The following is a 12675-nucleotide window of genomic DNA, read 5'->3' as shown; positions in this document are numbered from 1 at the left end:
TTGGGTCGAGTGGGATCTCGGATCAGCAGTGAAGAACCCACCCTGCCGGTGGCCTCCGTCGCTCGCCGGCTCGGGGTCGCACCGTCCACCCTCCGCACTTGGGACCGCAGATACGGCGTCGGACCGAGCCGCCACACCAACGGCCGCCACCGCCGCTACGGCAGCTCCGACATCGGCCGTCTCGAACTGATGCAGCGCGCGTTGCTCCGCGGCGCCTCGACAGCCGAGGCGGCGAAGTACGCGCTCGAACAGATGCCCCGGACGGCCAGGGAGACCCCGGAATCCCCCGTGGTCCAAGTGGAGGAACAGGCGGCCGCGCAGCCCGCCGAGGATCACGACGTCCCGTCACGCCTCGCCAGACGCCTGAGCACGGCCGCGCTCGCGATGGACTTCGGCGCGGTCCAGCGCATGCTCGCCGACACGATCCGCGAACTCGGCGTCCTGCCCGCCTGGACAGGCGTCGTGTCGCCGGTCCTGACCGCGCTCGGCGCGCGCTGGCGCGGGGTCAGCGCGGGCGCGGAGGTCGAGTACCTGCTCGCCGAATGCGTGTACGCCGCCCTCGTCCGCGCGACGCCGGTGCTCCGCGAACCGCGCAACCAGCGGCCGGTCCTGCTGACCTGTGTGCCGGACGAGCGCGACAACCTGCCGATGTACGCGCTCGCCGCGGCGCTCGGGGGCCGCCGGATCGGCGCCCAGCTGTTCGGCGCCTCCCTGCCGGCCGAGGTGCTCGCGGTGACCGTCCGCCGCAGCGTCCCGGCGGCGGTGGTGCTGTGGTCGGGACGGCAGGCGACGGCGGACCCGCGCCTGTTCGCCAGGGTGTCCCGCGGCCGCCAGCGCAGCAGGCTGTTCGCCTGCGGCCCGGGCTGGGATCCCGCCACGCTCCCGGACAAGATCGAACTACTCGGCGAACTGACGACGGCCGCCGACCGGATCGAGCACGTTCTTGTCGGTGCCAGGCGATAGAAAGTACCGATGGAAATGTCCCTGCGGTCCGCCGCGTTCGGCGACGGCGTGCCGCCCCCGAACCCCTTCGCGGTGCCCGCGTCACCTCGTGGACGGCTGCTCGCCGCGATCGGTCTCGGCGGCCGCGGCCGGTACGCGGCCGCGGCCACCCTGCTGAACGGTTTGCGGACGGGCAACGATCCGGTGCTCGCGTCGTTGGCCGCCAGCACGCTGGCGTCGCATCGGCGGCAGCTGGGCGGGCACGCGGCGGCCCTCGTCCTCGACGGTGAGGCGCTCGCGCTGGCGATCGCGCGGCCGCAGGGTGAGCCCGATCCCGACGGCCTGGACGCCGAGGGAGCGCGAGCGGACGCCCTCCTCGGTCTCGCGGCCGACAACCTCGGGCGCGGCAGGCTGGCCGCCGCCCGGCGGCTGCTGGCGCGTGCGGAGGCGCACACCGGCAACTGGCGTAGCCGGACCAGGGCCGGTTGGGTGGGCGCGGAAATCGAACTGGCGAGTAACATTTCCGGGGCGGCGATCGCACCTGCGGAAATGGCGTTGGAAACAGCGCGGGCGCGGGGCGCCTGCCGACATGTCGTCAAATCGCAGCTTGTACTCGGCGTGACGATCGCGAATGGGAGTTCCGCTGAGCGGGACCGGGCGAAAGCGCTGGTCGAGAGCGCGCGCGAAACCGCCGAAAAATACGAATTCAATTCACTTCTGTGGGTGGCGTGCCTGGTCGCGGCCGACCTCGGGGCAGGACACGCCGATGAGTATCGATTCAGAGGGGCCGAACTGTTGCACGCAGTGTTACGGCACGCAGATCCTTGCGGGAGGTGGCTCGCCCGGGAATCTCCATGGGTCCCCCTCTGAGGGCGTCTAGCCTGTTGGAGGGCCCATTCCGGCAACCGGGCTAAGAAACTTCAAAAAAAGCCACCGGATCGTGTCAAGGTTCGGGCTAAAGCGTCCGATAGGGGAAGTGGAATGTCACCCGGCTGCAGGAAGGAAACCCCGTGACGACGGTCTTGATCTGCGACGACCGACGCAGTGTCCGCGAAGGGCTCACTCGAGTGATGTCCGCGGTCCCAGGGGTCAGTCGCATCGACTGCGTAGCGCACGGTGACGAGCTGCTGGCCCGGTACTCCCGTCAGCCGGTCGACGTCGTGCTGGTCGGTACCCAGCGCGCTGTCCCGACTGGCGTCGAAGCCACCCGGCGGCTCGTCTCGGCGAACCCCCAAGCGAACGTGATCGTGTTCGGCGCCCCGGACGATGCGGGCAGCATCGCCGCCGCCATCGCGGGCGGAGCCCGCGGCTACCTGCGCTGGGACGCCTCGCGTCCCGAGCTGGTCGCCGCACTGGCGCACACCCTCGCCAGCACTTCGGTGCCGGCGCCGCGCCAGCCGTCCGACCCCGGCGTCCAGCTCACCGAGCGCGAGCTTCAGGTGCTCCGTGGGATGAGCCAGGGCAAGAGCAACGGACAGATCGGCCGCGAGCTGTACCTGTCCGAAGACACTGTGAAAACCCATGCGCGCCGCTTGTTCCGCAAGCTCGGCGTGCGGGACCGTGCTCAGGCGGTCGCCCACGGATTCCGTCGTGGACTTGTTTCCTGACAATGGTTTCTTGATTTCGCCGGTTTGATGGCACAACGGGTGACGAGCGGGCCGGGGGAGTACCCCTGGCCCGTACCTGTGTTCCCTGTCACGCTTCGCGCATTTATGCTCACCGCTCGGGCACGCTTGCCCGAGCACGTCCGCCTCCGGGCGGACCGTCGTACCCCACTGTGCTCCGGCTCGTTGAAAGTTCGACTACGAGCGAAAGGGAGCCGGTGAAGATCCGGGTTGTCAGCGTGCTCGCCGAAAAGGCGGCGCGCCGATGGTGGCCGTCAACGAAGGCGGCGGGCCCGAGCGGTACGGTAGCTGTCACCGGTAGTGGCCTCCGAAGTCACACGCCGGACTCTTTGCACGCCTATACGTAACACTGGGACTGTTGTCTGCGATGGCCAATGTGGGGGACGGACTGGATGAGCCGGTCGCCGCTGCTGTTGAGGGTGACCCTCAAGCGGTCGAGCGGTTGCTGGCGGCCATCCGTCCTTTGGTAGTGCGGTACTGCCGCGCTCGGGTTGGCAGGCAGGAGCGTTCGTTCGCTTCCGCAGACGACGTTGCTCAGGAGGTGTGTCTCGCGGTGCTCACGGCATTGCCTTCGTACCGTGATCAGGGCCGCCCGTTCCTGGCCTTCGTCTACGGGATCGCCCAGCACAAGGTGGCCGACGCGCATCGCGCCGCGGCCCGCAACCGCGCCGAACCGGTCGCCGAAGTCCCCGACGAGATCGAGGGCGGCGTCGGCCCCGAGCAGCGTGCCCTTCAGGGCGAGCTGAACGAGCGCATGTCGCAGTTGCTTCGGGTTCTTCCCGACAAACAGCGTGAGATCGTGGTCCTGCGCGTGGTCGTGGGACTGTCCGCCGAAGAGACGGCCGAGGCCGTGGGGTCCACCCCCGGTGCCGTCCGGGTGGCCCAGCATCGCGCCTTGGCGCGCCTACGTAAGGTTCTGGCCGCTGAGGAGGTGATCTGAGTGACCGACCGCGACCATCGGTTCTCCCCTGGGACCGATCGTGAGCTGACGGCCTTCGAGAGAGGGCTGACGTCCTCTGAAGCCGAGTTCGCCGCTGATCTATCTGCCGTTCAGGCCGATGACGCGCTGCTCGACGCGCTCGGTGGCCCGGATCCGAAGATGGCCGACGACCTCGGCGATCAGGAGCTCAACGCACTGCTGCTGGCTTGGCGGCGCGACATCGACAGCGAACCGCTCGCGGAACTCGTCGACGTCGACACCGCCGTCGTCACCGTGAAGACAGCCGCGCTCGCCCGCAAACACGGGGGAAGACGCCGGCTGCTGGTCCCGGTGGCCGCCGCCGCGGCCGTCCTGGCCATCGCCTTCGCAGGTACCGGTCTCGCCGCGAAGGACGCGCAGCCTGGTGACACGCTTTGGGGCTTGACAAAGGTGCTTTACGCCGACCACGCCCGGTCGGTCGAGGCCGCCGCCGCGGCCAAACTCGATCTGGAGAAGGCCAACCTCGCGCTCGCCGGCGGGCGCCTCGACGACGCGCGCAAAGCGCTCGACGAGGCCCAGGCCGCGTTGAGCCAGGTGACCGACGACGAAAACCGTGACCAGCTGCTCGAGCAGCACCGCCAGTTGAGCGCTCAGCTGCAGAATCCAGGCCAGCAGCCGCTGCCCCCGGATCAGAAGTCGCCGACGCAGACGCCGGTCACGACCACCCCGCCGCCCACTCCGCAGCCGACCGCTCCGCCGACGTCGCTGCCCGGAGGCGGCAACCCCGGCACGACCCTGCCGGGCACCACGACTCCTTCACCGACTCCGCCGACATCGAGCAGCGAACCGCCGCCGCCCACGACGTCGACGACTCCGCCGGCCTCGGGCAACGACCCCGGTGGCTCGCGTAACGAGCCGTCGCCGGGCGCCGGAGCGCAGGCGCCCGCCGTCGCGGCCGAGACGCCGTAACACCCCAGAACGCCGAAAGGGCCTGGTGAGATCTCTCTCGCCAGGCCCTTTCGGCATCTGACCCAAATCGCCTTTAGCGGGCTAAACGCGATCAGTAGGCGCTTTCGTTGGCCGTGACACCGTCCGCGAAGCCGCGGCAGTAGTCCCAGCTCACGTAGTCACCGGGGTTCGGATCGAACGCGGGCTCGTGCGGCCGCATGCGGCCGTCGGCGAGCAGCTGCTCGAGACTGGCGCGCAGCAGATGCCAGTCGTGGTAGTGGGGTTCGTCGCATTCACCGCAGTCGACCACGATCCCGCGTACTCCGCGCGGTTCGAGAAGCGCCTGGTAGACGGCGAGATCTGAGAGGTCGGCCAGCAACTCGGTGCGCTCGTCGTCGCTGATCGGCTCGTCGAGCCGGTCGGCGTCGTCGATGAACGCGCGGGCCGGGTCGTCCGGGTCATCCGCGAACGGGTCTGGGGGCAACGCATCTTGCGGCACGCCTGCACGCTACCGGGCGCCCACCCGGGCCGGGCGGCCGCCCGGCCCGGATATCATGAGGGGCAGGCCCCCGCCGTGATGCCACCAGCCGCGGCGGTTCTCATTTATCACCGCTAGGAAGGCCCTTCGCCTGCTATGACCAGCGACAGCGTCACCGCCCCCGTCCCGAGCAAGTTCGCCATGCTCGGGCTGACCTTCGACGACGTGCTGCTGCTGCCGGCCGAGTCCGACGTGGTGCCCAGTGCGGTCAGCACCCGCACCCGGCTCTCGCGCAACGTCACCCTGAACATCCCGCTGGTCTCCGCCGCCATGGACACGGTCACCGAAGGCCGGATGGCGATCGCGATGGCGCGCCAGGGCGGGATGGGCGTACTGCAGCGCAACCTGCCGATCGACGACCAGGCGTCCGCCGTCGAGGTCGTGAAGCGCTCCGAAGCAGGCATGGTGACCGACCCGGTCACGTGCTCGCCCGAGGACACCCTCGCCGAGGTCGACGCGCTGTGCGCGCGGTTCCGGATCTCCGGTGTGCCGGTGACCGACGCCGCCGGGACACTGGTGGGCATCATCACCAACCGCGACATGCGGTTCGAGGTCGACTTCACCCGTGCGGTGCACGAGGTGATGACGAAGTTGCCGCTGGTGACCGCGCAGGTCGGGGTCACCGCGGAGGCCGCGCTCGGGCTGCTGCGCCGTCACAAGATTGAGAAGCTGCCGATCGTCGACGGCGCGGGCAAGCTGCGCGGGCTGATCACGGTCAAGGACTTCGTCAAGACCGAGCAGTACCCCAACGCCTCCAAGGACACCAACGGCCGCCTGATCGTCGGTGCCGCGGTCGGGGTCGGCCCGGACGGGCACAAGCGCGCGATGGCGCTGGCCGACGCCGGGGTCGACGTGCTGATGGTCGACACCGCGCACGGGCACTCCCGCGCCGTCGTCGAGACGGTCGCGCTGCTGAAGAAAGAACTGGGCGACACCGTCGACATCGTCGGCGGCAACGTCGCGACCCGCGCCGGTGCGCAGGCGCTGGTCGAGGCGGGCGCGGACGGGATCAAGGTCGGCGTCGGGCCCGGCTCGATCTGCACCACCCGTATCGTCGCCGGGGTCGGCGTGCCGCAGATCTCCGCGATCTACGAGGCCGACCAGGCCGCTCGCCCGGCCGGGATCCCGGTGATCGGCGACGGCGGCATCCAGTACTCGGGTGACATCGCGAAGGCGATCGCGTCCGGCGCGTCCACGGTGATGCTCGGCAGTCTGCTCGCGGGTACCGCCGAATCGCCCGGTGACCTGATCCTGGTCAACGGCAAGCAGTTCAAGACCTACCGCGGCATGGGCTCGCTGGGCGCCATGCAGTCGCGCGGCCAGGCGAAGTCCTACTCGAAGGACCGCTACGCGCAGGACGACGTGCTGAGCGAGGACAAGCTGGTCCCCGAAGGCATCGAGGGTCGGATCCCGTTCCGCGGGCCGCTCGCGAACGTCGTCCACCAGCTGGTGGGCGGGCTGCGGTCGGGGATGGGCTACGCGGGTGCGTCGACGATCCCCGAGCTGCAGGACGCGCAGCTGGTGCGGATCACCGCGGCCGGGCTCAAGGAGAGCCACCCGCACGACATCACGATGACCGTCGAGGCGCCGAACTACACCACCCGGTAGTCCGCCCTTTAGGACACTTACGCATCCGGTTCCGTTCTCGGGAGACTTGGTCCGCTGATCAAGTCTCCCGGGAGGAACCCGATGTCTTTCTCGCTGACCACTTCACGGCGGACCGCGCTGGCCGTCTTCGCGGCCGCCGCTCTCGGGCTCGGCGGAGGGGTGGCTGCTTCGGCCGTCCCCAGCGCTTCCGCCGCGCCTGCCGCGCCTCAGGCCGTCGAGACGGCCGGTCTCCAGGCGTCGCCGGGTGAGCTGTGGAAGCGCACCGAGCTGTACTTCGGTACGACGAAGCCGGGTGGCGGGGAGCTGACCGACGCCGAGTTCACCGCGTTCACCGACAAGGTCGTCACGCCGAGGTTCCCGGACGGGTTCACCGAACTGACCGGGCGCGGCCAGTGGCGCGGCTCGGACGGGAAGATCTCGCGGGAGAAGTCGAAGGTGATCGTCGTCGTGTACCCGTTCGGCGACCGCGACGCGAACCGGGAGATCGAGGAGATCCGGACCGACTACAAGAAGGCTTTCTCGCAGGAATCCGTCCTCCGGACCGACTCCGTGGAGAAGGTCTCTTTCTGACCCACGCACCCCACCTGTCCCACCCGAGCGCGTTTAGCGGGCTAAACGCGAAACGGGTGGGGCGAATGGGGCTGGTGTGACTTCGGGCCCGGTTCGGGTGCCCCGTGCGCAGGTCACCCACGCGGCCTAGCGACAATGGGGTGTAACGGTCGTCGGTGAGAAGGGACTTGACGTGCGGGATCTGGTCGAGATCGGCATGGGCCGCACCGCGCGGCGGGCGTATGACCTCGATGACGTGGAGATCGTGCCGTCGCGGCGCACCCGGTCGTCTTCGGTCGTGTCCACCGCGTGGCAGATCGACGCGTACCGGTTCGAGTTGCCGCTGGTCACGCACCCCACCGACGCGATCGTGTCGCCGGGGACAGCGGTGGCCGTCGGCGAGCTCGGCGGGCTGGGCGTCCTCAACGCCGAAGGGCTCTGGGCCCGGCACCCGAACGTCGAGGAGGCGATCTTCCGCCTCGTCCGGGCCGCCGAGGACACCGAGGACCCGACCGCGATCGTGCGTGAGCTGCAGGAACTGCACTCCGCCCCGATCCGGCTGGACCTGCTGACCGAGGCGATCAAGACCGTCCGAGAGTCCGGTGTCACCGTGGCGGCGCGGGTCAGCCCGCAGCACGCCGCCGAACTCACGCCGGATCTGCTGGCGGCGGGCGTCGAGATCCTGGTCGTGCAGGGCACGATCATCTCGGCCGAGCACGTCCAGCGCGATGTCGAGCCGCTGAACCTGAAGGACTTCATCGGACGCCTCGACGTCCCGGTGATCGCGGGCGGCGTCAGCGACTACCGCACCGCGATGCACTTGATGCGCACCGGCGCGGCCGGCGTCATCGTCGGGCACGGCGCGAGCCGCGGGGTGACGAGCACCGACAGCGTGCTCGGGATCGGGACGCCGATGGCGACCGCGATCGTCGACGCCGCGGCCGCGCGCCGCGACTACCTCGACGAGACCGGCGGCCGCTACGTGCACGTGCTCGCCGACGGCGGGATGAGCGTGTCCGGCGACATCGCCAAGGCCATCGCCTGCGGTGCCGACGCGGTCATGCTGGGCGCGCCGCTGGCCGCCGCCTCCGAGGCGCCGGGCCAGGGGCTGTACTGGACGTCGGCGGCCGCGCACCCGTCGCTGCCGCGTTCGCGCGTGGCCTTGGGGCCGGACTACGCCGTCGACCTCAAGACGCTGCTCTTCGGGCCGTCCTCGGACGCTGAGGGCGTCGTGAACCTCTTCGGCGCTCTTCGCCGCGCGATGGCGAAGACGGGCTACTCGGACCTGAAGGAGTTCCAGCGGGTCGGCCTGACCGTCCGCCGCTGACGCTCGCTCTCGGCCCGGATCGCGTTTAGCCCGCTAAAGTCGCTCTGGGCGGGGTTACGGGAGGCGCGCGAGTTCGGCGCGGGCGTGCGCGACGCGGTCCGTTTCGCGGCCGTCGGCGCGGGCGATTTCGCGGGCGAGGTCGCCTGCCGCTTCGACGCGGTGCCGTGCCCGGCGGCGGCCGCGTACGTGCTTGCGGTACGCCTTGCGGTCCTTGCGCAGCCCACTGACCGCCGCGAGCAACGCGGTGTCGACCACTCCGGCGTCGGCCTCCGGCCCGAGCAGGTCCCGCATCCAGCCGCGCTCCACGCGAGCGGCGCGGCGCAGCACCGCGAACAGCGTGACGAGCTCGACCGCCGCGATCACGAACGGCAGCACCGCGGCCAGCGGCCCGCCGCCGCTGATACCGCCCATGTCGTCCCACGCGAAGTGGAACACCATGGCCGCCAGCATGGTCACCACGCCCAGCGCGACCCGGCGTTCGCGGCCGACCATCCACATGAGCCCGGCGCAGAAGAGGGCACTGAACAGCGCGTGCGACACGATCCCGGCCGCGCCGCGCACGACGAACACTTGCAGCGAGGTGGCGAACTGGTTGGCGCCGAAGCTCTGCGCCGCGCCGTTGTACACGTAGAGCACGTCCTCGAAGACCTGGAAGCCGAGTCCGATGAACGCGCCGATGATGAACCCGTCGTAGGCGCCGCGGACCAGCCGCGGCGCGAGCCCGATCAGCAGGACGAGGCCGAGCGCCTTGCCCCACTCCTCGTTGATCGGGGCGGTGAGTCCGGCGGCCCAGTTCCCGGCGAAGGCGGTGCCGCCCAGCTTGGTCCAGATCTCCAGCAGCGCGGTGTTCGCCGGGAGCGCGATCCAGAACGCCGCGGCGACGCCACCCCATGCGAATCCCGCCGCGAGCAGCCCCGCCGGTTGCGCGGTGTAGCGGTTTTGCCGTCGCAGCAGCACCAGCCACGGCACGAGGTAGAGCGCGAACAGCAGGACGCCCCCGGTGAGCGCCGGGGTGTAGAAGCCCGAGGTGCCGAAGTACCGCACGATCGCCAGCGCGCCTCCGCCGATGCCGAGCAGATAGACCCAGAACGCCAGGTTGTGCGGCTGGAGGAACCGGAACGGCAAGCCCCAGCCCGACTCTTCGATCGCGGCCAGCTGCGCCGCCTTGCCGCTCATCGGTTCGTTCCCGGAGCGATGCCGCGCAGGAACGACGTCACTTCGTCGCGGTAGCGCTCGAACTGGTCCGGTGCGGTGCGAACCTGGACGAGCAACGCCGGCGCGGTGTCGGCGGGTTGCCCGGATCCGGGCATCTTGAACGCGACATCGAGGGCGTCACCGCCCGGTCCGGTACCGGCTTGCGCGACCCCGGTGAGCCCGGCGGCGGTCGTGATCGTGCCCCGCTCCCCGTCGACGCCGGGAGAGTTCCCTTCAGATCGTTCGACCTGGTCGAGGAACGCCTCCGCCGAGCCGGTGTACGCCGCGCCTCGGAGGTCGATCGACGCTCCGCCGGTGGCGAGCGTGATCTGCAGGCTCGCCGAGCTCGCCGGGGCCCCGGATCCGGTGAGCGTGCCGCTCTCCAGCTGCCAGCCCACCGGCGGGACGGCCGTCGCCCCGTCGCCGAGGTCCAGCACGTCACCGGCCCGGATCTCGTTGTGCCAAGGGATCGCGGCGTTGAGCGCGGGCAGCCCGTAGATCAGCACCAGCGCGACACCGAGCGCGATCAGCGCCGGTTTGAAGGTCCGCCGGTCGAGTCCCCAGAGCCGATGTTCCACCGGAACCCAGTCCTTCGGCTGCTGTGCGCTCACCCGGCTGCCCCTCTTCCTCGGTGCGGTCTGCGAGGAACTGTAAGCAGGTTCCGCCTTTTCCGCGTGTCAAGCGAGGGCTGCGGCCTTGGCCGCTCGTTCGATGTCCGCCCGCCGGGTTTCCCAAAAGGCCGCGTCCTTGCCGGGCACCTCGACGACACCGTCCAGTTGCTCTCGCAGGATGTCGGCGTGCCCTGCGTGCCTGCTGGTTTCGGTGAGCATGTGGACCAGGACGTTGAACAGCATCACGTCGGGACGTGGCCACCACGGCACATGTCCGGGCGCGTCGACGGCGAGCGCGGCGATGGTCGCGTCGGAGTGCTCCCAGACGCGCCGGTAGAAGCCGGTGATCTCCTCGCGGGTCTCGTGCTCGGTCGCCCACAAATCGGTGCCGCGCTCGGGGAGCGCCTCGGGAAACGGCCGGTCGAAGACCTCGCCGAAGTACCGGGCTTCCCACGTCGCCGAGTGCTTGACCAGGCCGAGCAGGTTGGTTCCGGTCAAGGTCAGTGGACGGCGGATGTCGTACCCGGACAGCCCGTCGAGCTTCCGGATCATCGTTTCGTGGATCTCTCGCAGGTCACTGTGCAGGTATTCCTTCGCGAATTCATCGATCACGAATACGAGAGTGCACCATCCGAGTGGAAGGTAACCGACGAGTAACTTACCTCTGGTCAGAAAGGGTGGCCGGGGTTACAGTCGATGGTGTGACTGCCAGTAACACCACCACTGAAGACGACTTCGACTACGACGTGATCGTCGTCGGCTCCGGGTTCGGCGGCAGTGTCGCTGCCCTCCGCTTGACCGAGAAGGGCTACCGCGTCGCTGTCATCGAGGCGGGCCGCCGCTTCGCCGACGACGAGTTCGCGAAGACGTCCTGGGATCTCCGCCGCTACGTCTGGGCGCCTCAGGTCGGCTGCTTCGGCATCCAGCGCATCCACATGCTCAAGGACGTCATGGTGCTCGCCGGCGCAGGCGTCGGCGGCGGCTCGCTGGTCTACGCGAACACGCTGTACCGCCCGCTGAAGCCGTTCTACGTCGACCCGCAGTGGTCCCACATCACCGACTGGGAGTCCGAACTCGGCCCGCACTACGACCAGGCCAGCCGCATGCTGGGCGTCGTCACCAACCCCAGCGTCACGCCCTCGGACGTCGTGATGAAGGGCGTCGCCGAGGACATGGGCGTCCCCGGCTCGTACCACCCGACACCCGTCGGCGTGTACTTCGGCAAGCCGGGGGAGCGCGCCGAGGACCCGTACTTCGGCGGCGCGGGCCCCGCGCGCACGGGCTGCACCGAATGCGGCGCCTGTATGACCGGCTGCCGCGTCGGCGCCAAGAACACGCTGGTCAAGAACTACCTCTACCTCGCGGAGAAGGACGGCGCGCAGGTCATCCCGCTCACCACCGTGAGCGCGATTAGCCCGCTAAACGCAGGTGGGTACGAGGTGAGCATCAAGAAGACCGGGACCACCTCGCGCAAGTTCCGGCACAAGCTCACGGCGGCCCAGGTGGTGCTGGCCGCCGGCACGTGGGGGACGCAGAACCTGCTCCACAGCATGCGCGACACCGCCAAGCTGCCGAAGCTCTCACCGCGCCTCGGCGAACTGACCCGCACCAACTCCGAGGCCATCATCGGCGCCGCCCGCACCTCGGTCGACGAAGGGCGGAACTTCAGCCGCGGCGTCGCGATCACGTCGTCGATCCATCCCGACGACAACACGCACATCGAGCCCGTCCGCTACGGCAAGGGCAGCAACGCGATGAGCCTGCTCCAGACCATCGCCACCGAAGGCGATTCGGCGGTCCCGCGCTGGCGCCAGGCCGTGAACTTCATGGTCAAGCACCCCGTCCAGACCGTGAAACTGCTCAACGGCTACCGCTGGAGCGAGCGCACGGTGATCCTGCTGGTGATGCAGAGCCTCGACAACTCCATCACCACCTACACCAAGCCCGGCCTCTTCGGCCGCCGCAAGTACACCTCCAAACAGGGCCACGGCGAGCCGAACCCCAGCTTCATCCCCGCCGGGCACGAGGCCAACCTCCGCACCGCCGAGCGCATCGGCGGTATGGCGGGCGGCACTTGGGGCGAGATCTTCGACATCCCGCTGACGGCACACTTCATCGGCGGCGCCCCGATCGGGACGACGGCCGACGACGGCGTGATCGACCCGTACCACCGGGTCTTCAACTATCCCGGTCTGTCCATTGTGGATGGTTCGGCGATCACGGCCAACCTCGGCGTGAACCCCTCGCTGACCATCACCGCGCAGGCCGAGCGGGCGTTCTCGCTGTGGCCCAACAAGGGCGAAAAAGACAATCGGCCGTCGCAGGACTCGGCGTACGCGCGCCTCGAGCCCATCGCGCCGAAGAATCCTTCGGTTCCGGCGGACGCACCGGCGGCACTTCGGCGCTAGATTGAG

General features: G+C 69.6%; 13 protein-coding genes. 9 read left to right on the top strand and 4 right to left on the bottom strand.

Features of this window, described 5'->3' with window-relative positions; genetic code table 11:
- Window positions 1-48: 48 nt before the first annotated feature.
- The 5 genes from ACZ6YV_RS10710 (at window position 49) to ACZ6YV_RS10690 (ending at window position 4455) form a co-directional block, all read left to right on the top strand.
- Window positions 49-963: a MerR family transcriptional regulator gene (locus tag ACZ6YV_RS10710; protein ID WP_378238833.1), complete on the top strand. Its 915-nt coding sequence runs from the start codon at window positions 49-51 to the stop codon at window positions 961-963.
- A gap of 9 nt (window positions 964-972) precedes the next feature.
- Window positions 973-1812: a hypothetical protein gene (locus ACZ6YV_RS10705; RefSeq protein ID WP_465509404.1), complete on the top strand. Its 840-nt coding sequence runs from the start codon at window positions 973-975 to the stop codon at window positions 1810-1812.
- A 140-nt stretch (window positions 1813-1952) separates the two neighbouring features.
- A complete protein-coding gene (locus tag ACZ6YV_RS10700; protein ID WP_003073605.1) occupies window positions 1953-2549 on the top strand; it encodes a response regulator transcription factor in 597 nt (198 codons plus the stop codon).
- 385 nt (window positions 2550-2934) lie between these two features.
- Entirely contained in the window at window positions 2935-3507 is a 573-nt protein-coding gene (locus ACZ6YV_RS10695; RefSeq protein WP_037314832.1) for a sigma-70 family RNA polymerase sigma factor, read from the top strand.
- Window positions 3508-4455, top strand: a complete 948-nt coding sequence (locus ACZ6YV_RS10690) for an anti-sigma-D factor RsdA (RefSeq protein WP_465509403.1) — start codon at window positions 3508-3510, stop codon at window positions 4453-4455.
- Between the two features lie 91 nt (window positions 4456-4546).
- Here ACZ6YV_RS10690 and ACZ6YV_RS10685 read toward each other — a convergent pair whose 3' ends face one another.
- Complete coding sequence (locus ACZ6YV_RS10685; protein WP_125788872.1) at window positions 4547-4933, bottom strand: DUF5319 domain-containing protein; 387 nt, start codon at window positions 4931-4933, stop codon at window positions 4547-4549.
- A gap of 135 nt (window positions 4934-5068) precedes the next feature.
- Between ACZ6YV_RS10685 and guaB the strand changes: the two genes are divergently transcribed.
- The 3 genes from guaB to ACZ6YV_RS10670 all read left to right on the top strand — a co-directional run bounded on the left by guaB (window position 5069) and on the right by ACZ6YV_RS10670 (window position 8456).
- Window positions 5069-6580 (top strand): IMP dehydrogenase, encoded by a 1512-nt coding sequence (gene guaB / locus ACZ6YV_RS10680; protein WP_378238670.1) that lies wholly within the window; start codon window positions 5069-5071, stop codon window positions 6578-6580.
- An 81-nt stretch (window positions 6581-6661) separates the two neighbouring features.
- Window positions 6662-7150, top strand: a complete 489-nt coding sequence (locus ACZ6YV_RS10675) for a DUF3574 domain-containing protein (protein WP_465509402.1) — start codon at window positions 6662-6664, stop codon at window positions 7148-7150.
- Window positions 7151-7322: 172 nt separating this feature from the next.
- Window positions 7323-8456, top strand: coding sequence for a GuaB3 family IMP dehydrogenase-related protein (locus tag ACZ6YV_RS10670; protein WP_378238672.1), 1134 nt, complete (start codon window positions 7323-7325; stop codon window positions 8454-8456).
- A 54-nt stretch (window positions 8457-8510) separates the two neighbouring features.
- Here the strand turns inward: ACZ6YV_RS10670 and ACZ6YV_RS10665 are convergent, their stop codons facing one another.
- The 3 genes from ACZ6YV_RS10665 to ACZ6YV_RS10655 form a co-directional block, all read right to left on the bottom strand.
- The gene (locus tag ACZ6YV_RS10665; protein WP_465509401.1) at window positions 8511-9632 is read right to left on the bottom strand and encodes a PrsW family intramembrane metalloprotease; all 1122 of its coding nucleotides are present in this window, start codon (window positions 9630-9632) and stop codon (window positions 8511-8513) included.
- The gene (locus ACZ6YV_RS10660) at window positions 9629-10261 is read right to left on the bottom strand and encodes a hypothetical protein (RefSeq protein ID WP_465509400.1); all 633 of its coding nucleotides are present in this window, start codon (window positions 10259-10261) and stop codon (window positions 9629-9631) included. Before ACZ6YV_RS10660 ends, ACZ6YV_RS10665 begins: the two co-directional genes overlap by 4 nt.
- Window positions 10262-10327: 66 nt before the next feature.
- A complete protein-coding gene (locus ACZ6YV_RS10655) occupies window positions 10328-10873 on the bottom strand; it encodes a DinB family protein (RefSeq protein WP_465509399.1) in 546 nt (181 codons plus the stop codon).
- An 89-nt stretch (window positions 10874-10962) separates the two neighbouring features.
- Here ACZ6YV_RS10655 and ACZ6YV_RS10650 point away from each other — a divergent pair, with 89 nt between their 5' ends.
- Window positions 10963-12669, top strand: coding sequence for a GMC family oxidoreductase N-terminal domain-containing protein (locus ACZ6YV_RS10650; RefSeq protein WP_465509398.1), 1707 nt, complete (start codon window positions 10963-10965; stop codon window positions 12667-12669).
- Window positions 12670-12675 lie beyond the last annotated feature (6 nt).

The sequence above is a fragment of the Amycolatopsis sp. NPDC102522 genome (genome assembly GCF_055584485.1).
This window is presented reverse-complemented; position numbering and strand designations above follow the sequence as displayed.

Bases quoted from the DNA above. Each gene is read 5' to 3' on its own strand.
- ACZ6YV_RS10665 (WP_465509401.1), bottom strand. From the start codon at position 9,632: ATGAGCGGCAAGGCGGCGCAGCTGGCCGCGATCGAAGAGTCGGGCTGG.
- guaB (WP_378238670.1), top strand. From the start codon at position 5,069: ATGACCAGCGACAGCGTCACCGCCCCCGTCCCGAGCAAGTTCGCCATG.
- ACZ6YV_RS10675 (WP_465509402.1), top strand. From the start codon at position 6,662: ATGTCTTTCTCGCTGACCACTTCACGGCGGACCGCGCTGGCCGTCTTC.
- ACZ6YV_RS10695 (WP_037314832.1), top strand. From the start codon at position 2,935: ATGGCCAATGTGGGGGACGGACTGGATGAGCCGGTCGCCGCTGCTGTT.
- ACZ6YV_RS10705 (WP_465509404.1), top strand. From the start codon at position 973: ATGGAAATGTCCCTGCGGTCCGCCGCGTTCGGCGACGGCGTGCCGCCC.